Annotated in this window: 23 protein-coding genes and 1 riboswitch; all 23 genes read left to right on the plus strand. The window is 43.8% G+C overall.

Annotation, left to right across the window (positions count from 1 at the left end):
• The 23 genes from GKC25_RS07120 (at position 1) to cysC (ending at position 23288) form a co-directional block, all read left to right on the plus strand.
• A complete protein-coding gene (locus GKC25_RS07120; RefSeq protein ID WP_034662521.1) occupies positions 1–459 on the plus strand; it encodes a cell division protein SepF in 459 nt (152 codons plus the stop codon).
• Positions 460–465: 6 nt separating this feature from the next.
• The gene (locus GKC25_RS07125) at positions 466–747 is read left to right on the plus strand and encodes a YggT family protein (RefSeq protein ID WP_095285147.1); all 282 of its coding nucleotides are present in this window, start codon (positions 466–468) and stop codon (positions 745–747) included.
• Positions 748–800: 53 nt separating this feature from the next.
• A complete protein-coding gene (locus GKC25_RS07130; protein WP_034662515.1) occupies positions 801–1577 on the plus strand; it encodes an RNA-binding protein in 777 nt (258 codons plus the stop codon).
• 26 nt (positions 1578–1603) lie between these two features.
• A complete protein-coding gene (locus GKC25_RS07135) occupies positions 1604–2098 on the plus strand; it encodes a DivIVA domain-containing protein (RefSeq protein WP_003211323.1) in 495 nt (164 codons plus the stop codon).
• 355 nt (positions 2099–2453) lie between these two features.
• A complete protein-coding gene (gene ileS, locus GKC25_RS07140) occupies positions 2454–5219 on the plus strand; it encodes an isoleucine--tRNA ligase (protein WP_034662512.1) in 2766 nt (921 codons plus the stop codon).
• A 160-nt stretch (positions 5220–5379) separates the two neighbouring features.
• Positions 5380–5754: a TraR/DksA family transcriptional regulator gene (locus GKC25_RS07145; protein WP_034662509.1), complete on the plus strand. Its 375-nt coding sequence runs from the start codon at positions 5380–5382 to the stop codon at positions 5752–5754.
• A gap of 94 nt (positions 5755–5848) precedes the next feature.
• Entirely contained in the window at positions 5849–6316 is a 468-nt protein-coding gene (gene lspA / locus GKC25_RS07150) for a signal peptidase II (protein ID WP_012009890.1), read from the plus strand.
• Positions 6313–7227, plus strand: coding sequence for an RluA family pseudouridine synthase (locus tag GKC25_RS07155; RefSeq protein ID WP_034662506.1), 915 nt, complete (start codon positions 6313–6315; stop codon positions 7225–7227). Before lspA ends, GKC25_RS07155 begins: the two co-directional genes overlap by 4 nt.
• A gap of 170 nt (positions 7228–7397) precedes the next feature.
• A complete protein-coding gene (pyrR, locus tag GKC25_RS07160) occupies positions 7398–7940 on the plus strand; it encodes a bifunctional pyr operon transcriptional regulator/uracil phosphoribosyltransferase PyrR (protein WP_024424234.1) in 543 nt (180 codons plus the stop codon).
• Positions 7941–8095: 155 nt separating this feature from the next.
• Positions 8096–9424 (plus strand): solute carrier family 23 protein, encoded by a 1329-nt coding sequence (locus GKC25_RS07165; RefSeq protein ID WP_060596204.1) that lies wholly within the window; start codon positions 8096–8098, stop codon positions 9422–9424.
• Positions 9425–9554: 130 nt separating this feature from the next.
• Positions 9555–10478 (plus strand): aspartate carbamoyltransferase catalytic subunit, encoded by a 924-nt coding sequence (locus GKC25_RS07170; RefSeq protein ID WP_034662498.1) that lies wholly within the window; start codon positions 9555–9557, stop codon positions 10476–10478.
• Positions 10462–11748 (plus strand): dihydroorotase, encoded by a 1287-nt coding sequence (locus GKC25_RS07175; protein ID WP_003211286.1) that lies wholly within the window; start codon positions 10462–10464, stop codon positions 11746–11748. The genes GKC25_RS07170 and GKC25_RS07175 overlap by 17 nt, the downstream gene beginning before the upstream one ends.
• The gene (locus GKC25_RS07180) at positions 11745–12839 is read left to right on the plus strand and encodes a carbamoyl phosphate synthase small subunit (protein WP_106037781.1); all 1095 of its coding nucleotides are present in this window, start codon (positions 11745–11747) and stop codon (positions 12837–12839) included. Before GKC25_RS07175 ends, GKC25_RS07180 begins: the two co-directional genes overlap by 4 nt.
• Entirely contained in the window at positions 12824–16039 is a 3216-nt protein-coding gene (carB, locus tag GKC25_RS07185; protein ID WP_342689949.1) for a carbamoyl-phosphate synthase (glutamine-hydrolyzing) large subunit, read from the plus strand. The genes GKC25_RS07180 and carB overlap by 16 nt, the downstream gene beginning before the upstream one ends.
• The gene (locus GKC25_RS07190) at positions 16036–16812 is read left to right on the plus strand and encodes a dihydroorotate dehydrogenase electron transfer subunit (RefSeq protein ID WP_106037779.1); all 777 of its coding nucleotides are present in this window, start codon (positions 16036–16038) and stop codon (positions 16810–16812) included. The genes carB and GKC25_RS07190 overlap by 4 nt, the downstream gene beginning before the upstream one ends.
• Entirely contained in the window at positions 16806–17738 is a 933-nt protein-coding gene (locus tag GKC25_RS07195) for a dihydroorotate dehydrogenase (protein WP_106037778.1), read from the plus strand. Before GKC25_RS07190 ends, GKC25_RS07195 begins: the two co-directional genes overlap by 7 nt.
• A complete protein-coding gene (pyrF, locus tag GKC25_RS07200; protein WP_106037777.1) occupies positions 17710–18414 on the plus strand; it encodes an orotidine-5'-phosphate decarboxylase in 705 nt (234 codons plus the stop codon). Before GKC25_RS07195 ends, pyrF begins: the two co-directional genes overlap by 29 nt.
• A 7-nt stretch (positions 18415–18421) precedes the next feature.
• Complete coding sequence (pyrE, locus tag GKC25_RS07205; RefSeq protein ID WP_034662482.1) at positions 18422–19060, plus strand: orotate phosphoribosyltransferase; 639 nt, start codon at positions 18422–18424, stop codon at positions 19058–19060.
• A gap of 290 nt (positions 19061–19350) precedes the next feature.
• A riboswitch (SAM riboswitch) is annotated at positions 19351–19453 on the plus strand.
• 151 nt (positions 19454–19604) lie between these two features.
• Entirely contained in the window at positions 19605–19670 is a 66-nt protein-coding gene (locus GKC25_RS07210) for a DUF2292 domain-containing protein (RefSeq protein WP_080869532.1), read from the plus strand.
• Between the two features lie 36 nt (positions 19671–19706).
• Complete coding sequence (locus tag GKC25_RS07215) at positions 19707–20408, plus strand: phosphoadenylyl-sulfate reductase (RefSeq protein ID WP_034662479.1); 702 nt, start codon at positions 19707–19709, stop codon at positions 20406–20408.
• 13 nt (positions 20409–20421) lie between these two features.
• The gene (locus GKC25_RS07220; protein WP_034662477.1) at positions 20422–21486 is read left to right on the plus strand and encodes an inorganic phosphate transporter; all 1065 of its coding nucleotides are present in this window, start codon (positions 20422–20424) and stop codon (positions 21484–21486) included.
• A gap of 57 nt (positions 21487–21543) precedes the next feature.
• A complete protein-coding gene (gene sat / locus GKC25_RS07225; RefSeq protein ID WP_187704490.1) occupies positions 21544–22680 on the plus strand; it encodes a sulfate adenylyltransferase in 1137 nt (378 codons plus the stop codon).
• Between the two features lie 14 nt (positions 22681–22694).
• Positions 22695–23288 carry an adenylyl-sulfate kinase gene (gene cysC / locus GKC25_RS07230; protein ID WP_034662471.1) on the plus strand — a complete coding sequence of 198 codons (594 nt, stop codon included), beginning with the start codon at positions 22695–22697 and terminating at the stop codon, positions 23286–23288.
• Positions 23289–23291: the final 3 nt, after the last annotated feature.

Genomic DNA, 23291 nt, shown 5'->3' on the forward strand with positions numbered 1-23291 from the left:
ATGAGCATAAAAAATAAGTTTAAAAGCTTTTTCACTCTCGACGATGAAGAGTATGAGTACGAATATATTGATGAAGAAAGAGAACCAGTCCAAGAAGAAAAAGGAACGAAGGACAAAGCGGCATTTCAAGAGCGTCCGCAGACTGGAAAACAAAATGTCGTCAGCTTGCAAAGCTTGCAGAAATCCTCTAAAGTGGTGTTAAGTGAGCCGCGTGTTTATGCAGAAGCGCAAGAGATTGCAGACCATATTAAAAACAGACGTGCAGTCGTCGTGAATTTGCAGCGCATTCAGCACGATCAAGCAAAGCGAATCATTGACTTCTTAAGCGGAACTGTTTATGCAATCGGTGGAGACATCCAGCGCATTGGCTCGAATATATTCCTCTGCACACCTGATAATGTGGATGTATCTGGCACAATATCAGAACTTTTGACAGAGGAAGAACCTCAGAGGTGGTAAATCAAAGTGATTTTATATTACATTTTCCAGCTTTTACAGACTGTATTAACGATTTACTCATTCGCGATTATTATTTACATCTTTATGTCATGGGTGCCATCTGCAAGAGAAACATCGATTGGGCGTTTTCTGACAAATATTTGCGAACCGTATTTAGAACCATTTCGTAAAATTATTCCGCCAATTGGCATGATTGACATCTCGCCAATTGTGGCATTGCTTGTGATTCGTTTTGCATCATCATATGGACTAACTGGTCTTTACAATATGATTGTACGCTTCATGTAGACAGGCTGCCGGGCTTGGCGCTGCCAGGCTCTTTTACATAAGAGGGGAACAATATGAGCGATATTTATCAACATTTTAGAAAAGACGAACAGCCATTTGTCGACCAAGTGTTAGGCTGGAAAAAAATCGCACTCGACCAGTATCGAATGAAATTAACAGACTTTCTTGATCCGCGTGAGCAGTTTATTACCGAGTCCGTCATCCAGCATGCTGATGAGCTTGGGATCATGTTTTTTGGCGGGTATGAAGGAGCGGAGCGCAAAAGAGCTCTCATTTATCCTGAATATTTAGAACCGGCTACTCAGGATGTTGAGCTGTCTTATTTTCAGGTGAATTATGCGAAAAAGTTTATTTCCTTAGAACACCCGAAGCTTCTCGGCTCACTGATTGGGACAGGCTTGAAGCGTCAAAAATTCGGAGATCTGTTATTTTCAGAGGAAGATGTGCAGTTTATTTGTACAAGTGATGTCGCTGATTTTGTGCGGGCGCAGCTGACGCATGTCGGCAGAGCCTCCGTTTCATTAGAGGAAATCACGCAGGCAGATTTAAAACCGGTTATGAGCAAGACTGACATCAAAGAAGATACTATTTCTTCACTGCGGCTTGATGCGGTATGTGCTGCAATCAGCCGTCAGTCTCGGCAAAAGGCACAGCTTTTGGTCAAAAATGGGCTTGTCAAAGTTAATTGGAAAGTCACTGAGGACCCTTCCTTTACAATCGGCGAAGGCGATCAGCTCTCTGTACGGGGATTTGGCCGATTTAGCTTGAAAACGATTGATGGGAAGACCAAAAAAGATAAATTTAAAGTAACATTTGAGCTTCTGACATAACGAACTTGAATCTGGAGGTGGCGAGGTTGCCATTAACACCTAATGATATTCATAATAAAACGTTCACAAAAAGCTTTCGCGGCTATGATGAAGATGAAGTAAACGAGTTTTTAAGCCAAGTACGTAAAGATTACGAAATCGTGCTTCGCAAAAAGAACGAACTTGAAGAAAAAGTAAACGAACTTGACGAAAGACTTGGTCATTTTGCGACAATTGAAGAGACATTAAACAAATCAATTCTTGTGGCGCAGGAAGCAGCAGAAGACGTCAAACGTCATTCTGATAAAGAAGCGAAATTGATTATTCGTGAAGCAGAGAAAAATGCAGATCGTATTATCAACGAAGCGCTATCAAAATCAAGAAAGATTGCGATGGAAATCGAAGAGCTGAAGAAACAGTCGAAGGTCTTTAGAACTCGCTTCCAAATGCTCATCGAAGCTCAGCTTGATCTTCTAAAAAATGACGATTGGGATCATTTACTGGAATATGAAGTTGACGCTGTCTTTGACGAAAAAGAATAAGCGCGTCATCTTGACATGACGTGCACATGTTGCATATAATACCATCATAAATTAACAAGAGATAAACGTTTGAAAGGGACACTCGCAGTTGTCATATGCGTAATAAAGCGAATCAGGGATGGTGGAAGCCTGACATTACGAGACGCTGCAATGAGATCACCCCTTTAGTTCCTTTTCTGAAATGAATGAGTAAGAAAAGGCGTCTGATCACGTTACGATTTTAGAGTGGATAAGCGGCTGTTTCATAGCGCTGTCTAAAAGGGTGGTACCGCGAGACAAGCCTTCTCGTCCCTTATGGGATGAGAGGGCTTTTTTTATTGTTTTTTAATCAGAATTTGCATATGGAGGAATGGGTATGAACTACAAAGACACCTTATTAATGCCGAAAACAGAATTCCCAATGAGAGGGAACTTGCCGAACAAAGAGCCTGAAATCCAAGAGGAGTGGGCAGAAAAAGACATCTATCAAATGGTTTTAGAGCGGACAAAAGGACGCCCGACCTTTATTTTGCATGATGGACCTCCATATGCGAATGGTGACATTCATATGGGGCACGCACTCAATAAAATCCTAAAAGATTTTATTGTCCGTTTTAAATCAATGAATGGGTTCCACGCACCGTACGTACCGGGCTGGGATACACACGGCTTACCAATTGAAACGGCTCTTACTAAAAATAAAAAAGTCAAACGTAAAGAAATGTCGACAGCTGAATTCCGCAAACTATGTGAAGAGTATGCTTGGAAGCAAATCGAAGGTCAGCGCAATCAGTTTAAGCGATTAGGCGTAAGAGCAGACTGGGACAATCCATATGTAACCTTAAAGCCTGAGTACGAAGCGCAGCAAATTCTTGTCTTTGGTGAAATGGCGAAGAGAGGCTATATTTACAAAGGACTAAAGCCTGTTAACTGGTCTCCTTCAAGTGAGTCAGCACTTGCTGAAGCGGAAATTGAATATAAAGACAAACGTTCACCATCCATTTACGTTTCATTTAAAGTGAAAGATGGCAAAGGCGTACTTGAAAACGGCGAACAATTCATCATCTGGACAACAACCCCTTGGACACTTCCTGCAAACCTTGGGATTTGTGTTCATCCAAACCTAGAGTACAGCGTTCTTCAAGTGGGTGCTGAGCGATATGTTGTCGCATCTGAGCTAGTTGAACAAGTGGCAAAAACACTTGGCTTTGAAGAGTATGAAGTCGTGAAAACATTAAAAGGAAAAGAATTAGATACCATCGTTGCAGAGCATCCGATCTACGGCAGAGATTCTCTTGTCATGCTTGGCGACCACGTGACAACGGATGCAGGAACAGGCTGTGTTCACACAGCTCCAGGTCACGGGGAAGATGACTTTATTGTCAGTATGAAATACGGTCTTGATGTGCTATGTCCAGTAGACGAAAAAGGTGTGATGACAGAAGAAGCGCCTGGTTTTGAAGGATTATTCTACGAGGATGCCAATAAAGCGATCACAGAACAGCTTGAAGCAAAAGGCGCACTGAAAAAGCTCGACTTTATCACGCACTCTTACCCGCATGACTGGAGAACGAAAAAACCAACCATTTATCGTGCGACAGCTCAGTGGTTTGCATCGATTAAGGATTTCAGAGAAGCGCTATTAGACAATATTAAAGAAACGAAATGGGTTCCAGCATGGGGCGAAACACGCCTATTCAACATGGTGCGAGACAGAGGCGACTGGTGCATTTCAAGACAGCGTGTATGGGGCGTTCCAATTCCGGTCTTTTATGCGGAAAATGGCGAGCCGATCATCACAGATGAAACGATTCAGCATGTCTCTCAATTATTTAGAGAACATGGCTCTAATATTTGGTTTGAAAAAGAAGCGAAAGAACTATTGCCAGAAGGCTTTACACATCCAGGAAGCCCGAACGGTGAATTCACAAAAGAGCAGGACATCATGGATGTATGGTTTGATTCCGGTTCTTCTCACCAGGCCGTTTTAGAAGAAAGAGATGACCTTGTCCGTCCGGCAGACCTTTACCTTGAAGGCTCTGACCAATATCGCGGCTGGTTTAACTCTTCCTTATCAACAGCAGTTGCTGTCACTGGAAAAGCACCGTATAAAGGTGTTCTAAGCCACGGCTTTACGCTTGATAAAGAAGGACGCAAGATGAGTAAATCATTAGGCAATACGATTGACCCAACAAAGGTAGCGAAGCAGCTTGGGGCGGAGATTCTTAGACTTTGGGTATCTTCTGTCAACTATCAAGCCGATCACCCAGTGTCTGATGATATCTTGAAACAAGTAGCAGAGGTCTATCGTAAAATCCGTAACACGTTCCGATTCCTGCATGGAAACCTATTTGACTTTAACCCAGCAGTCAATGCGGTGCCGGTAGAAGAGCTTCGCGAAGTGGATCAATATATCTTGATCAAATTAAACAAATTGATTGATAAAGTGAAAAAGGCCTATGATGATTACGAATTTGCGGTCGTATATCATGCGATTCACAATTTCTGTACGATTGAGCTAAGCTCTTTCTATCTCGATTTTGCAAAGGATGTCGTGTACATTGAGCATGCAGATCATCCAGACCGCCGCAGCATGCAAACGGTCTTCTACGAAACATTAATGGCATTAGTGAAGCTGACTGCACCAATTCTTCCGCATACAGCAGATGAATTATGGAGCCACTTAAGCTTTGTTGAAGAGCCAAGTGTTCAGTTAACAGATATGCCAGAAGGTGTGACTGTTCCTCAAGCGGAAGCGACAGAAGTGAAGTTTGACCGCTTTATGGAAGTGCGTGACGATGTTCTAAAAGCGCTCGAAATTGCGCGTAATGAGAAAGTCATCGGACGTTCACTTGAAGCAAGTGTGACCCTTTATGCGACAGATGAAGTGAAAAATCTTCTTGAATCTATCAAAGAAGATGTGAAGCAGCTCTTTATCATCTCAGAATTAACGGTAGAAGATGAGCAAAATGCTGACGCTTCAGCGCCTGAATACACATCAGGACGGATTCTGGTTCAAAAAGCAGAAGGAGAACTGTGCGAACGTTCCCGCATTATTTCAAAAGATGTTGGTGCAAATCCGAAATACCCAACATTGTCACTGAAAAATGCTGAAATCGTGGAAAAATATTACCAGAATTAACAGTGTGATATGACCAACTAGCGCCCCGCCATATGCGGGGCGTTTTCTTTTTTGAGAAAATGACAGCGTTTAGAACGAAAGGAAAAATCTTATGGCTTTAAAGTGGACAGCCGGGGCAACAATATGATTATCACGACAGGGCAGGAGTTGAAATAGCGACATGAATGGCGATCTAGAGACGATTTACACGGAACTCCTTCAAATGAAAGAAGAGCTGCAATCTAAACTGTTTGAATACGCATCATTTCGTTCACCCGCTGAGCATGTCTCAATGAACGAGGTCCAAACGACCACGCTTCTTTATCACATCAAAGAAGAGCTGCAAGATGTGTCTCTCGCTATTGCAAAAATTGAGCAGGGAACCTATGGTATATGTGAGGCGACAGGTGATGCCATTCCGCTTGAACAAATGAGTATTCTTCCTACCGCCCGCACGGCTGACGACTTTCTATATCATAAGCAATACGAGAAAAAAGCATTCACTCCTTATCCTCATGAATCAGATGATTCTCATTTTGAAGCCTTCCACATGTAGGGAGGTTTTTGTCTGTCAACTAAAGTTTCTTTACTCCTTCCTGTTTTCTTGATAAAATGCTTAAAGACCAAAGTATGAAGATGGAGGAACGTGTGTGTTCTATTACATAATCGCATTCGTGATGATTTGTTTAGATCAATTAACAAAATGGCTCATTGTCAAAAATATGATGCTCGGAGATTCTTATCCAGTGATTGATGGCTTCTTTTATATCACGTCTCACCGAAATTCAGGAGCCGCATGGGGAATTCTCCAAGGACAAATGTGGTTTTTCTATGTGATCACACTCGTTGTTATTGCGGGAATTGTTTATTATTTGCAAAAGCATGGGCAAAAGGACAAGCTGCTTGGAGTAGCACTGGCCTTAATGCTTGGCGGAGCAATTGGAAACTTTATCGACCGCGTTTTCCGTCAGGAAGTGGTAGATTTTGCTCATTTCGTCTTTGGGAATTATCACTACCCAATCTTTAATATTGCAGATTCTTCTCTATGTGTAGGGGTTATTCTGCTCTTCATTCAAATGCTGTTAGATGGAAAGAAAACGAAGGAGTCAACTACATGAATCAAGTAAATATTGCCGTTTCAGAAGAACAAACGAGTGAACGGCTTGATAAATTTCTAAGCACGACAGAACCAGAATGGTCAAGAACCCAAGTCCAGCAGTGGGTAAAGGATGGGCTGATCGAAGTAAACGGGAAACAAGTGAAAGCCAATTACAAAGTACAAGCTGGAGATCAGATTAAAGTCGAGATTCCAGACCCAGAAGTACTAGATGTAGAAGCAGAACCAATGGATCTTGATATTTATTATGAGGATGCAGATGTGCTAGTGGTGAATAAACCACGAGGAATGGTTGTTCATCCAGCGCCAGGTCACGTCTCTGGAACACTTGTAAATGGCCTGATGGCACATTGCACGGACTTATCAGGCATTAATGGTGTGATGCGTCCTGGAATTGTCCACCGAATTGATAAAGACACGTCTGGACTGTTAATGGTCGCGAAAAACGATATGGCGCATGAATCACTCGTCAATCAGCTCGTGGCTAAGACCGTCACAAGAAAATATACGGCCGTTGTCCATGGCATTATCCAGCATGATACAGGCACAATTGATGCCCCAATTGGCAGAGACAAAAAAGACCGCCAAAGCATGACGGTTACAAAAGAAAGTGCAAAACAAGCAGTCACTCACTTTGATGTGATTGAACGCTTTCAGGACTTCACGGTTGTGGAGTGCCGTCTTGAAACAGGAAGAACACACCAAATTCGTGTTCATATGAAATATATCGGCTATCCGCTTGCAGGAGATCCGAAATATGGACCGAGAAAGACAGTCGATTTTAATGGACAGCTGCTTCATGCAGGTGTTCTAGGATTTGATCATCCTAGAACAGGAGAATATATCGAGTTCACAGCACCGATTCCTGCTGATATGCAAGCTTTTATCGATTCATTAAGAAATAACGATTGACAGGCAGTTCTTTTTTTGAAATAATAAACGAAGAAATGAAGATTCTTTAAAACAGTCCAGAGAGGCTGAGAAGGATAACGGATCAATTTGTGCACGTGTATGCACAAATGAACGCCCCTCTCTGCCCTTTGCAGAAGGGGCTTTTTATTTGTCAAAAAGAGGTGTAAAAGATGGAACAAAAAGCAGTCATTCTTGATGAACAAGCGATCAGACGAGCGCTTACCCGAATTGCACATGAAATGATTGAGCGCAATAAAGGGATGAAAGATGTCATCCTTGCGGGGATCAAGACAAGAGGCATTCATCTTGCAAAGCGCCTTGCAGAGCGCATCGAGCAAATTGAAGGAAATCCAGTCACAGTGGGTGAACTTGATATTACGCTGTACCGTGATGACCTGACAAAAAAGACAGACAACCAAGACCCGCTTGTAAAGGGTGCAGACATCCCAGCTGACATTAATGACAAAACACTGATCGTCGTTGACGATGTCCTGTTTACAGGCAGAACCGTCAGAGCGGCCATGGATGCCCTTGTGGATGTAGGAAGACCATCTTCCATTCAGCTTGCTGTTCTCGTTGACCGGGGACACCGGGAGCTTCCGATTCGAGCGGATTATATCGGGAAGAACATTCCGACATCAAAAGCAGAGACCGTCATGGTTCAGCTGAATGAAGTAGATCAAAACGACCTTGTCGCTATATATGAAAAATAACCTTTTTAAATGCATTCCAGAGAGTTTGCAAAGAGGGCAATAACAGAGACACCGAGCACACGGCTTAAGTTGCGTGTACGGTTTTTCTAGGCCTCTTTGCGCATACTCGCAAAGAGGCTTTTTTAATGAAAAAGGACACATCTAGGAGGAAAATCATGAGTCAGCAAAAAGCCAATTTAGGCATTCGAGATATCCCAAAACCGTTCACATGGCTGTCACTTAGCCTTCAGCATTTGTTTGCCATGTTTGGCGCGACCATTCTTGTACCAAAAATCATTGATATGAGTCCGGCCGTCGCGCTCATCTCAAGTGGTGTTGGAACCATTGTTTACTTAATCATCACAAGAGGACAAATTCCGGCGTATCTTGGATCGTCCTTTGCCTTTATCGCCCCCATACTGAATGTCAAAGCAACAGGCGGCCCTGGAGCCGCAATGGTTGGTGCCTTCATGGCGGGTGTCGCTTATGCACTCATTGCACTATTTATTAAATGGCTCGGCACAGGCTGGCTGATGAAACTTCTGCCGCCGGTCGTCGTAGGGCCAGTCATTATGGTCATCGGACTCGGACTCGCTGGAACAGCTGTCAACATGGCGATGTATGTTGATCCGAATGCAACCGAGCTTGTTTACAGCCTTAAGCACCTAATGGTCGCCGGCTTCACACTGGCTGTCACGATTATCAGCATGATCTTCCTAAGAGGATTCCTAAGCTTGATCCCAGTATTAATCGGAATTATCAGCGGCTATCTCTTTGCTTTAACACAAGGCATTGTGAACTTCCAGCCGGTCATTGACGCGAAATGGTTTGCTGTACCAGACTTCGTCGTACCATTTGTCGACTACACACCTGCTGTGACTTTAAGCATTCTCACAGTGATGGTGCCGGTTGCCTTTGTGACAATGTCTGAGCACATCGGCCACCAAGTGGTGTTAAGTAAAGTTGTAGGGCAAGATTTTATTAAAAAACCTGGTCTTCACCGCTCCATTTTAGGAGACAGTGCAGCGACGATCTTCGCTTCACTCATTGGCGGACCGCCAACAACAACGTATGGAGAGAACATCGGGGTCCTTGCCATCACAAGAGTGTTCAGTATCTTCGTCATCGGCGGAGCAGCAGTCTTTGCGATCTGCTTCGGCTTTGTCGGAAAAATTTCAGCATTAATCAGTACAGTGCCGTCCGCGGTCATGGGAGGCGTTTCGTTCCTGCTCTTTGGGATCATTGCCTCAAGCGGTCTGAGAATCCTGATTGATCATAAAGTGAATTTTGAAGAAAAGCGTAATCTCATTATCGCATCAGTCATCTTAGTCATCGGAATTGGCGGGGCATTCATTGAGGTGAAACAAATCAACCTCACTCTATCTGGAATGGCACTTGCTGCCATCACGGGTGTCCTGTTAAACCTGATCCTGCCACAGCAAAAAGCGGAGGATGACGAGTCAAATGAATCGAATACAGAAAACCTTTTAAAAGAAGTCCAGTGAGGCTGACAAGGGTTCTAAAATGAGCAGAATGCACGAAAGTGCCGCTGCTTCTTTTGGAGAACCCTAAGCTGCCGAGGCTTAGGGTTTTTTTGAACCTGAAAGTGATGAAAAACTAGAGGGGGAAGAAAAAATGAATGATCTATCGACAATGAGCAGCTTGTCTAAAGAAGAGATTTTACAGCTGATTGAAGAAGCAGCGGCTCTCAAAAAGGGGAAGCAAGAACTTGGCTTAGCGGGAGAATTTGTAGCAAACCTCTTCTTTGAACCAAGCACAAGAACACGATTTAGCTTCGAAGTTGCCGAAAAGAAACTGGGGATGAATGTACTGAGCTTAGATGCAGCAAGCACCTCCGTTCAAAAGGGCGAAACACTTTACGATACGGTAAAAACGCTCGAATCCATCGGCGTGAAAGCATGTGTGATTAGAGACAGCACCGATGAATATTACAATGAGCTGATCGGGAAGGTTGGGATTCCCATCATCAATGCTGGAGATGGCTGCGGGCAGCACCCGACCCAATCACTGCTTGACCTAATGACCATCTATGAAGAGTTTGGCGGCTTTGAGGGCTTAACGATTTCGATTCATGGAGACATCAAACACAGCAGGGTGGCAAGGTCAAATGCTGAGGTTCTCTCAAGGCTGGGAGCAACAGTCCTTTTTTCAGGGCCTGCTTCCTTCCAAGATGAGCAAAACCCTCACGGAACGTATGTCCAGGTAGATGAAGCCATCACACAATCTGATGTGGTGATGCTGCTCAGAATTCAGCATGAACGACATGCTGAAAAAATGGGCAGTGAAGATTACTTATCGACTTATGGATTAACAGTAGACAGGGCAAACAACATGAAAGAACGAGCCATTATTATGCATCCAGCACCAGTAAACAGAGGTGTGGAGATAGATGATTCTTTAGTGGAATCAAAGCAGTCACGAATTTTCAAGCAAATGGAAAATGGCGTTTATGTCCGAATGGCCGTATTAAAAAGAGCTTTTCAAAATAGCAGACTACATCAAAAAGGGAGAGATTCTGTCTATGTCGTATCTCATTAAAAACGGTTTTATCTTAACAAGCACAGGTGAAAAAGTGCAGCAGGATATTAGGGTAGAAGGAGAAGTGATTCAAGCGATTGGTCACTTAGAAAGAGAAGATGGAGAAGAGGTCATTGATGCTAAAGGGCTATTTGTTTCACCAGGCTTAATTGATCTGCATGTACATTTAAGAGAGCCAGGTGGAGAGAAAAAGGAAACGATTGAAACAGGCTCTAAAGCAGCAGCAAGAGGCGGCTATACAACGATTGCAGCGATGCCGAATACACGCCCAGTTCCGGATACAAAAGAGCAAATGGAATGGCTCATGAATCGGATCGAAGAGACCTCTTCTGTCAGAGTACTGCCATACGCCTCCATCACAACTAGGCAAATTGGGGAAGAGATGACAGACTTTGCAGCACTAAAAGAAGCAGGCGCCTTCGCTTTCACAGATGACGGGGTTGGCATCCAAACAGCAGGCATGATGTACGAAGCGATGAAAAAGGCAGCAAGTCTTGATCAAGCGATTGTGGCACACTGTGAAGATAACTCGCTCATTTACGGAGGATGCGTTCATGAAGGAGAATTTTCAAAAGCAAATGAATTAAACGGTATACCGTCCATTTGTGAATCGGTGCATATTGCAAGAGATGTTCTTTTAGCAGAAGCAGCGAACTGCCATTATCATGTATGTCATATCAGTACGAAAGAATCTGTGCGAGTCGTTCGCGATGCAAAAAAAGCAGGCATCCGTGTGACAGCTGAGGTGTCACCGCATCACCTGCTGTTATGTGATGCGGACATCCCTGGTCTTGATACAAACTATAAAATGAACCCGCCGCTCAGAGGAAAAGAGGATCGCGAGGCACTGATCGAGGGACTTTTAGATGGAACGATTGATTTCATCGCAACAGACCATGCGCCGCATACTGAAGAAGAAAAGAACGAAACGATGCAGCGTGCACCTTTTGGAATTGTCGGGCTTGAAACAGCGTTCCCGCTTCTGTATACACGATTTGTCAAAACAGGCGAATGGACATTAAAAGAACTCGTTGATTATATGACAATCAAGCCAGCAGAAGCCTTCTCTCTTCCATATGGAAAGCTGGAAGAAGGACAAACAGCTGATATCACACTCATTGATTTAAACAAAGAAATGGCAATCGATAAAAAAAGCTTCTTATCAAAAGGGCAAAATACACCGTTTGACAAATTGACTGTATCAGGATGGCCGGTCATGACACTTGCATCTGGGAAAGTCGTGTATGAAGAGGGGAGACTAGTAAAATGAAGAGACGCTTAGTGCTAGAAAACGGAACAGTATTCGAAGGAACAGGCTTTGGCAGCTTAGAATCGTCAGTCGGAGAAGTCGTCTTTAATACAGGGATGACGGGCTATCAAGAAATTTTGTCTGATCCATCATACTGCGGACAAATTGTCACACTCACTTATCCGCTCATCGGCAACTATGGCATTAACCGTGATGATTTTGAATCGATCACACCGTTTGTAAAAGGGCTGATTGTGAAGGAGCTTTGTGAAAAGCCCTCAAACTGGCGCTCTTCATATTCACTAGATGAATACTTAAAAATGAAAAACATTCCAGGTCTTAGCGGAATCGATACACGGAAGCTGACGAGAATGATTCGAAGTGCAGGGACTTTAAGAGGGGCGTTTGCAGGACCGGAAGAACAAGTGGAAGACGTAGTCCGCCGCCTTCAAACAATGCAGCTGCCGACTGATCAAGTGAGTCAAGTATCTGTGAAAAATGCGTATCCAAGCCCGGGAAGAGGAAAAAGAATTGTCCTTGTCGATTTCGGCATGAAGCATGGCATTTTGCGCGAGCTCAATAAACGTGACTGTGATGTCATCGTGGTGCCGTACAATATCACGGCAGATGAAGTGCTGCAGTTAAAGCCTGATGGAATCATGCTTTCAAACGGCCCTGGGGATCCTGTTGATGTACCGGAAGCAGTCGAGATGATTCAGCAATTGATTGGAAAGGTTCCGCTCTTTGGCATTTGTCTTGGACATCAATTATTCGCTCTTGCGTGCGGCGCAAGTACTGAAAAAATGAAATTCGGTCACAGAGGCTCGAATCACCCAGTCAAAGAACTAGCCACCGGCAAGGTGACACTGACATCTCAAAATCACGGCTACACAGTTAGTGCAATTAACGAGGACGTGCTCGAAGTCACACATATCGCCCTAAACGACAATACGATTGAAGGGTTAAAACATAAAGAAGCACAAGCATTCACTGTCCAGTATCACCCAGAAGCGTCACCAGGTCCAGAAGATGCGAACTACTTATTCGACCAGTTCATGGACATGATTCATACAACTGAGAAAGAAGGGGAAGAAGTATGCCAAAACGCGTAGACATCAAAAAGATTTTAGTCATCGGTTCAGGTCCAATCATCATCGGACAGGCAGCGGAGTTTGACTATGCAGGCACACAGGCTTGCTTAGCACTGAAAGAAGAGGGCTATGAAGTCGTTCTTGTGAATTCCAATCCAGCGACCATCATGACAGATACAGAAATGGCCGATAAGGTATACATCGAACCACTGACACCAGAATTCTTAACACGAATCATTCGAAAAGAACGTCCTGATGCGATCTTGCCAACACTTGGCGGACAAACTGGACTTAACCTTGCTGTTGAATTATCAGACCTTGGCGTATTAGCTGAATGCGGTGTTGAAGTATTAGGAACAAAGCTGTCAGCTATTCAAAAAGCAGAGGACAGAGATTTATTCCGTAATCTGATGAATGAACTAAATGAGCCTGTACCAGAAAGTGAAATCATCCATAACCTTGAAGAAGCGATGGCGTTTACGAATCAAATCGGTTTCCCTGTCATTGTGAGACCAGCTTATACATTAGGCGGAACAGGCGGCGGAATTTGTACAAACGAGCAAGAGCTGAAGGAAATCGTCGAAAACGGACTGAAGTTAAGCCCAGTCACACAATGCTTACTTGAAAAAAGCATTGCAGGTTTTAAAGAAATTGAATATGAAGTCATGCGTGATAGCGGTGATCATGCGATCGTTGTTTGTAACATGGAAAACTTTGATCCTGTCGGTATCCACACAGGTGACAGTATCGTTGTGGCGCCAAGCCAAACATTAAGTGACCGTGAATATCAGCTGCTTCGCAATGTGTCGCTCAAGCTGATCCGGGCACTTGGCATTGAAGGCGGCTGTAACGTACAGCTGGCGATTGACCCAGACAGCTTTCAATACTATATCATCGAAGTAAACCCGCGCGTCAGTCGTTCTTCTGCACTTGCGTCGAAAGCAACTGGTTATCCAATTGCCAAACTTGCAGCGAAAATTGCTGTCGGCTTAACGCTTGATGAAATGATGAATCCAGTCACAGGGAAAACCTATGCTGCCTTCGAACCAGCACTTGACTATATTGTGTCTAAAATCCCGCGCTGGCCGTTTGATAAATTCGAATCTGCCAACAGACGTCTTGGGACGCAAATGAAAGCAACTGGTGAAGTGATGGCGATCGGCCGTACATTAGAAGAGTCTCTTCTAAAGGCTGTCCGTTCACTTGAAGCTGATGTGCATCACATTGAATTAAAAGATGAAGCAGATATCACAAACGAAGTGCTTGAAAAGCGGATTATCAAGGCGGGAGACGAACGATTATTCTATATCGCCGAGGCGCTTAGAAGAGGCTATACGGTTGAACAAATACATGAATTCTCAAAAATTGATTACTTCTTCCTTCATAAGCTGGAAGGCATCATCGCATTTGAAAAGACATTAAAAGAAAACAAAGGCAATACAGACGTATTAAAAGAAGCGAAAGATAAAGGCTTCTCAGACATCTATATTAGCCGTGAGTGGAATATGAATGAAGCGGATGTCTACAAGCTAAGACAAGAAGCAGGCATCGTACCTGTCTACAAAATGGTAGATACTTGTGCGGCTGAATTTGAATCCGAGACGCCATATTTCTATAGCACGTATGAAGATGAAAATGAATCAGAACGCACAGACAAGAAAAGCGTCATCGTATTAGGCTCAGGTCCTATCAGAATCGGTCAAGGAGTTGAATTTGATTATGCGACGGTTCATTCTGTGTGGGCAATTAAACAAGCAGGCTATGAAGCAATCATTATTAACAACAACCCTGAAACGGTCTCAACAGACTTTAGTATTTCAGATAAGCTCTACTTTGAACCACTCACTGTAGAAGATGTGATGCACATCATTGATCTTGAGCAGCCTGAAGGAGTCGTCGTCCAGTTCGGCGGACAAACGGCGATCAACCTAGCAGATGAATTATCAAATAGAGGGGTGAAGATTCTCGGCACTTCTCTTGAAGACCTAGACCGCGCCGAAAACCGAGACAAGTTTGAACAAACATTAGAAGCACTCGGCGTGCCGCAGCCTAAAGGGAAAACAGCTACGTCTGTGCCTGAAGCTGTAGCGATTGCCAATCAGATCGGCTACCCAGTCCTTGTCCGTCCTTCCTATGTATTAGGCGGTCGTGCGATGGAAATCGTTTATCAAGAAGAAGAGCTTCTTCACTACATGGAGAATGCGGTGAGAGTCAATCCGCAGCACCCAGTGTTAATTGACAAATATTTGACGGGAAAAGAAATTGAAGTAGATGCCGTATCTGATGGGGAAACTGTCGTGATCCCAGGCATTATGGAACATATTGAAAGAGCCGGGGTTCACTCTGGTGACTCGATTGCGGTTTACCCGCCGCAAACATTGTCTGTTGAGATCAAAGCGAAGATCGCAGAATACACGATCAAGCTTGCAAAAGGCCTCAATATTATTGGGCTGCTAAACATTCAATTTGTTCTCTCGAAAGGTGAAGTGTACGTACTTGAAGTGAATCCTCGTTCAAGCCGGACAGTTCCTTTCTTAAGTAAAATTACAGGCATCCCGATGGCAAATCTAGCGACAAAAGTCATTTTAGGTGACAAGCTTAAAAACTATAGCTACGAAGAAGGACTTCACACAGAGCAAGAAGGGGTGTACGTCAAAGTTCCAGTCTTCTCTTTTGCAAAACTAAGAAGAGTGGATATTACACTCGGGCCTGAAATGAAATCTACAGGTGAGGTCATGGGGAAAGATGTCACAATTGAAAAAGCCCTCTACAAAGGATTAATTGCATCAGGCATTCAAATTCCTAAAGACGGGACAGTTCTTCTAACAGTTGCTGATAAGGATAAAGAAGAAGGACTTGAGATTGCAAGAAGATTCCACTCGATCGGCTATCATATTTTAGCAACAGAAGGAACGGCGAATTACTTAAAACAAGCCTCCATCCCATCAAGTGTTGTCGGCAAAATAGGAGAAGAAGGCAAAAACCTTCTCGATGTCATTCGAAACGGGGAAGCCCAATTTGTCATCAACACTCTAACAAAAGGAAAACAGCCGGCAAGAGACGGCTTTAGAATCAGACGTGAAGCTGTTGAAAATGGCGTAGCTTGCTTAACGTCGCTAGATACAGCAGAAGCCATTTTAAGAGTGCTGGAAAGCATGACATTTAGAGCGGATGAAATGCCAGAAGTGAAAACGAATGCTGAGGTGACAGTAACGATATGAAAAAAGCATACTTGACGGTCGTCTCAAACCGAGAGATCGCTGATCATATTTACGAAATGATATTAAAAGGTGACCTTGTGGACTCCTTTCAAACGGCTGGACAATTTCTTCATATCAAGGTCAGCGAGTCTATGACACCGCTGCTGAGAAGACCGATCAGTATTGCCAATATTCATGCCGAGAAACAAGAAGCAACTATCATCTACCGCGCAGAGGGAGAGGGCACAAAGCTTCTTTCCCAAAAGCGGGAGGGGGAATCCATCGATGTATTAGGACCGCTTGGCAACGGGTATGATCCTTCAGTAGTTCAGCCAGGTCAGACAGCCTTACTAGTCGGCGGTGGAATTGGAGTACCGCCGCTATATGAGCTGTCCAAGCGTTTAACGAAAAAAGGTGTCATCGTCAAGCATGTCCTTGGCTTTCAATCGAAAAAGGATGTATTTTACGAGGAGAAATTCCAAGCACTCGGAGATACGTTTATCGCGACAGTTGATGGGACATATGGTTCAAAGGGCTTCGTGACAGGTGTCATTGAAGAGAATGATTTGAGCTTTGATGTCATGCTTTCCTGCGGACCGACACCTATGTTAAAAGCACTAAAAGACTCTTATCCCGATAAGCCTGTCTACATTTCAATGGAAGAACGAATGGGCTGCGGGATTGGTGCTTGCTTTGCATGTGTGTGTCATACCGACCAGCACGAAAAATCTTACGTCAAAGTCTGTCTGGATGGACCTGTATTTAAAGCAGAGGAGGTGGCATTGTCATGCTAAACGTTGAGTTACCCGGCTTATCTTTAAAGAATCCGATTATCCCTGCATCAGGCTGCTTTGGATTCGGAAGGGAATTTGCTTCATTATATGACTTATCCTTGCTTGGCGGTATCATGATCAAGGCCACAACCCTTGAACCGAGATTTGGCAATCCGACACCAAGGGTAGCGGAGACAGGTGCCGGTATGCTCAATGCCATCGGTCTTCAAAATCCAGGCCTAAAAGTCGTTCTGGAAAATGAATTGCCTTGGCTTGAGCAGTTTGATACGCCGATCATTGCAAACGTCGCTGGCTCACAGGTCGATGATTATGTCGAAGTAGCCAAGCAAATCAGCCAAGCAAAAAATGTCCATGCCCTTGAACTGAATATTTCATGTCCGAATGTCAAAACAGGCGGAATTGCCTTTGGTACAGATCCTCATATGGCAGCAGCATTGACAAAAGCGGTGAAGGAAGTCTCTTCGGTACCTGTCTATGTCAAGCTGTCTCCTAACGTAGCCAATATTGTGGAGATTGCTCAAGCGATTGAATCTGCTGGAGCGGATGGACTCACGATGATTAACACGTTAATCGGTATGCGTTTAGATTTAAAAACGGGGAAACCGATTCTTGCCAATAAAACAGGCGGATTATCAGGCCCTGCTGTCAAACCTGTCGCTGTGCGCATGGTACATGAAGTCAGTCAAGCAGTGTCTATCCCGATTATCGGAATGGGCGGGGTGCAAAATGCTGAAGACGTACTTGAATTTTTACTAGCAGGAGCGAGTGCAGTAGCTGTTGGCACAGCCAATTTTGTGAACCCATTTATTTGTCCAGAAATCATTGAAGAACTGCCAAGAGTGTTAGCAGCATATGGCTATTCATCTGTAGAGGAATGTATCGGAAGGAGCTGGAAACATGAAGCACTTGCCCATCATCGCACTTGATTTTCCGGTAGCGCAGGAAGCGCTCGCCTTTTTAAAACCCTTTGAAGGGACACGATTATTTGTGAAGGTCGGCATGGAGCTGTTTTACCAAGAAGGACCTGCTATCCTTGACGCGCTCAAAGAAAAAAATTGCCGCATTTTCCTCGATCTCAAATTACATGACATTCCAACAACGGTGCAAAAAGCAATGAACCGGCTTGCCGCACTTGGTGTTGATTTGGTCAATGTGCATGCTGCTGGCGGGAAACATATGATGCAAGCTGCGGTAGAAGGGCTTGAAAGCGGGACGCCTGCTGGACAAAAACGTCCAGGCATTATTGCAGTGACTCAGCTGACGAGTACGTCAGAAGACATGATGAGGAGCGAATTACTCATAGACCGTCCGCTGCAAGAGACTGTCATCCGGTACGGTCAATTGGCATATGAAAGTGGACTAGACGGTGTTGTTTGCTCTGTTCATGAATCCAAAGCCCTTCATGAGCACATCTCACCTGCCTTTCTCACTGTCACGCCGGGGATTCGCTTACAAAATGATCAAACCGATGACCAAAAGCGTGTGGCGACTCCTGCTTATGCAAAAGAGCAAGGTGTTTCACAAATTGTTGTCGGAAGGTCAATCACGAAAGCTGAAAAACCATTGGAAGCCTATCATCAAATTTTAAAAGAGTGGGAGTGACTGCCAGATGAAAACAAAAATCGCTAAACACCTATTACAAATCAAAGCGGTCTCATTAAAACCAGACGAACCGTTTACATGGGCAAGCGGTATCAAATCACCGATCTATTGTGACAACCGTCTTACCTTGTCCTACCCAGAAGTAAGACACGACATTGCTGAAGGTCTTAAAGAGTTGATTCTCACCCATTTTGAGGGAGCGGAGGTTGTTGCTGGTACTGCAACAGCAGGCATCCCGCATGCGGCATTAGCGGCAGACCGTCTGAACGTGCCGATGTGTTATGTGAGAAGTAAGCCAAAAGCACATGGAAAAGGGAATCAAATTGAAGGAGCCGTATCAAAAGGTCAAAAGGTGGTCGTCGTAGAAGACTTGATTTCAACAGGAGGCAGTGTGCTTGAAGTGGTCGCTGCTCTTCAAGAAGCGGGCTGTGACGTACTAGGAGTTGCCGCGATCTTCACATACGGACTGCCAAAAGCTGCGGCAGCATTTCAAGAGAAAAACATTCCATATGTCACCCTAACAGACTATGACACACTGACAGACGTGGCACTTGAGCTGAAAGCGATCGAGCCTTCTGCTATGAATAAACTAAAACGCTGGAGACAAGATCCTTCCTCTGAATCTTGGATGAAAGAAACCGTCTAAAAAGCTGCGCGTACCCGCACAGCTTTCGGCGTGTAGACAAACCCTCGCATTCTTTGTCAGAACTGCGTGCCGGTGCTCACGAATGTTCAATTCGCTCCGGTACTCGTCCTTCCTAGACTGCAAAGGTTTTCTATCACGCTGAATACAATATGAAGCTGCGCGTACCCGCACAGCTTTTTTATTTGGTTAAAAATAGTAAAATAGACTCAAATTCAAATAAAAACTAATCCTATCAATAAAGTCGGGTTGACTTTTGTTTGAATTGTGTTAATATTTAAGACAAATTAAAACACTTATCCAGAGAGGTGGAGGGACTGGCCCGATGAAGCCCGGCAACCTGCGATTTGCAAGGTGCTACTTCCTGCAAAATGATTCTATTTTGAAAGATAAGGAAATGAGCTTCCTCATCTTTCTTTCGGACTGAAAGGAAGTTTTTTTATTTTAACGGTGAGGAGGAAGACGAGATGGAAGTGAAGCGAAATCAGTATGAAGACTTATTGAAGCATATGCAGAAACTGATTGGGGATATGAATTCGGTTCAGTTATGTTGATTGTTCAGGACGGTCAAGTGATTCAAGTGGAAGAAAACAGAAAAATTCGGTTGACGTAGTGCGGAGAGTAGTGATACTCCGGAAGGGGAGAAACAATGTTAACTTATGAAAATTGGCAAGAGCCGTCCATTACATTTCAAGAGGATGATTTGTATAAAGGGGCCTTATCTGTGCTGAAATGGGCATACGGTCATTATGGTGATCAGCTCGTTTATGCATGCAGCTTTGGTATTGAAGGCATCGTCCTCATTGATCTTATTGCGAAAGTAAAAAAGGATGCAAGAATTGTCTTTTTAGATACAGGTCTGCATTTTAAGGAAACGTACGACACTATTGATGCGGTAAAGGAAAGATACCCTGGTTTAGATATTGTGCTGAAAACCCCTGAGCTGACGGTTGAGGAGCAAAACGAGCAGCATGGTGATCAGCTATGGAAAACGGACCCTCAAAGCTGCTGCCATATGCGTAAGGTCATTCCTTTGCAAGAAGCGCTATCCGGCTATCCGGCATGGCTTTCTGGCTTAAGAAGAGAGCAGTCACCCAAGCGAGCAGGGACGAACTTTTTAAATCAGGATGAAAAATTCAAATCAGTGAAAGTATGTCCGCTTATCCACTGGACGTGGAAGGACATATGGAGATATGCATCTAGAGAGGAACTTACTTATAATCCGCTGCATGATCAGGGATATCCAAGTATCGGCTGTGCCCCGTGTACACAGCCGGCATTTACTGCCGAGGATCTTCGTTCTGGCAGATGGTCAGGCACAGCTAAGACTGAGTGCGGATTACATGAGTAAGGGAGCATAATGTATGGAAATCGCCGCAATTTTATTTAGTTTATTTTTCGCTCTAAACATTGGCGCGAGTGGTGCAGCTGCTTCGATGGGCATCGCGTACGGGTCAGGTGCTATTCAAAAGCCTATCTATGCACTCAGTGTATGTGCAGTTGGGATTTTAGCAGGTTCAGTCATTGGCGGCGGTGAGGTCGTCAAAACGATTAGCTCTGGAATTATGCCTGAATCCGTCATTACACTTGAAATTGTTTGTATTATTATTGGTTCTGCTGCATTATCACTCTTTATAGCGAATCTGATGGCCATCCCTTTATCAACAAGTGAGGTCACAGTAGGTGCTGTCGTTGGAGTTGCGGTAGCGTATAAAGTATTGTATGTGAAATCCATTTTAGTCATTGTGTCATTTTGGGTCATCATTCCTATTGTTGCTTTTCTTTTTACATTCGTTGTAGTCAAAATCATCAGAATGTTCCCGAAACGAACCTTTTCAAAAAAAGGCACCATGATTTTATCGATCGTTTTGATCATCAGTGGATTTCTAGAAGCGTTTTCTGCTGGGATGAACAATGTCGCAAATGCTGTAGGCCCCCTTGTTGCTTCAGGCATTTTATCCGTTGGGCAAGGAACGCTTTACGGCGGACTTTTCGTTGCACTGGGTGCCCTTTTATTAGGAAGAAGAGTGCTTGAAACAAACGGAAAGAAAATCACCCGCTATCAAACAGGTGAAGGGATTTTGCTTTCGAGTACCGGTGCTGGACTTGTCATCGTCAGCTCTATTTTTGGGCTGCCAGTTCCACTTACCCAAATCACCTCCTCGTCTATCATTGGGCTTGGAATGGCAAAAGGCGGACCAAATATTTTTCATAAACATGTGGTGAAAAAAATGCTGAAAGTGTGGGTAGTGTCACCCTTTTTATCACTCAGCCTATCGTATTTGCTGGTGAGCCTTTTCTTAAAAGGAGACTATTATTCTATCTTTATTATGATGAGTGTACTGCTTGCCTCACTTGGTGCGCTGAGTCTGATGAAGGCAGTCAAAAATGAAAGCAGCTCGATTCATGAACAGGGCGGCGGGATTTAACGACAAATCCGACTATTTACATCTAATAAATATGAACATTGAGAGGAAGATGAACAAATGAGTTTAACACCACATGGTGGCGTATTAATTAATCGAGTAAATGAAGAGTATGATCTCAGCACGGCTGCAAAGGAAATTGAACTAGATGCTATCTCATTTGCAGACCTTGAACTCATAGCAATTGGCGGGTATAGTCCAATTGAAGGGTTTTTAACAAAAGCTGATTATGAAGCCGTTGTGAGCAGTATGCGGTTAGCAAGTGGTGTCGTTTGGTCTCTTCCTATTACACTGCCAGTGACAAAGGAAAAAGCAGCGGAAATCCATCAAGGCGATATTGTGCGTCTATCGTATAATGGAACTGTATATGGGGTGATTGAAGTAGAGGATCAATACACACCAGATAAGGAAAAAGAAGCGGTGAATGTATATAAAACTGATGACCGCAATCATCCAGGCGTGAAAAAATTATTTGAACGCGGTGACATATACATTGGTGGTAAAATTACACTGACGAAACGCAGTGAAAAACCATTCCCTCAATTTACGTATGAGCCAGAAGAAACAAGACGGCATTTCAAAGAAAACGGCTGGAAAACCATTGTTGGTTTCCAAACGAGAAACCCTGTTCACCGTGCCCATGAATATATTCAAAAGACAGCACTTGAAACAGTAGATGGTTTGTTTTTAAATCCACTTGTCGGTGAAACAAAATCAGACGATATTCCGGCAGACGTGAGAATGAAAAGCTATCAAGTGTTATTGAACGGTTATTATCCAAAGGATCGCGTCTTTTTAGGTGTTTTTCCTGCGGCAATGCGTTATGCTGGACCAAAGGAAGCAATCTTTCACGCGCTTGTTCGTAAAAATTACGGCTGCACTCATTTTATTGTGGGAAGAGATCATGCGGGTGTTGGTGATTATTACGGCACATACGAGGCGCAGGAGTTATTTGAACAATTTACAAGTGAAGAAATTGGCATTACCCCGTTAAAATTTGAACATAGCTTCTACTGTAATACATGTGAAGCAATGGCAACACCAAAAACATGTCCTCACGATAAAAGCGAGCATGTCATTCTTTCAGGTACAAAGGTTCGAACGATGCTGAGAAACGGTGAAATACCGCCAAGCACGTTCAGCCGAAAAGAAGTTATTGAAACATTAATCGAAGGATTAAAAACGACGGTATCTTAATGGGAGGGTATGACATGAGCAATGAACATATCGTGTGGCATGATTCATCTATTACAAAAAAAGAATATCAACAGAAAAACAATCATACGAGCGGCATTATTTGGCTCACGGGTCTAAGTGGGTCAGGTAAATCAACAATCGCAAATGCAGCGGCTAGAGAGCTGTTTGAACAAGGCTATCAAGTCACCGTTCTTGATGGCGATAATGTAAGGCATGGACTGAATAAAGATTTAGGATTTTCAGATGATGACAGAAAAGAGAACATCCGCCGCATCGGAGAAGTGGCAAAGTTATTTGTTGAACAAGGAACGATTGTCATCACGGCTTTTATTTCTCCATTTCAAGAAGACCGCCGCATTGTCAGACAGTTAGTTGAAGCGGGAGAATTTCACGAAGTGTTTGTGAAATGTGATCTGAACGTATGCGAAGAGCGTGATCCAAAGGGCTTATATAAAAAAGCTAGAAATGGCGAAATTCCATTTTTCACCGGAATTGATTCGCCGTATGAAGAACCAGCAGCACCTGAGCTCGTTCTAGATACAGGTGAATTATCTCGTGAAGAGTCCAAACAGCGTCTTGTTGATTATGTAAAGGGAAGAGCGAAATAATCG

The organism is Bacillus pumilus (assembly GCF_038738535.1).
Classification (GTDB): Bacteria; Bacillota; Bacilli; order Bacillales; family Bacillaceae; genus Bacillus.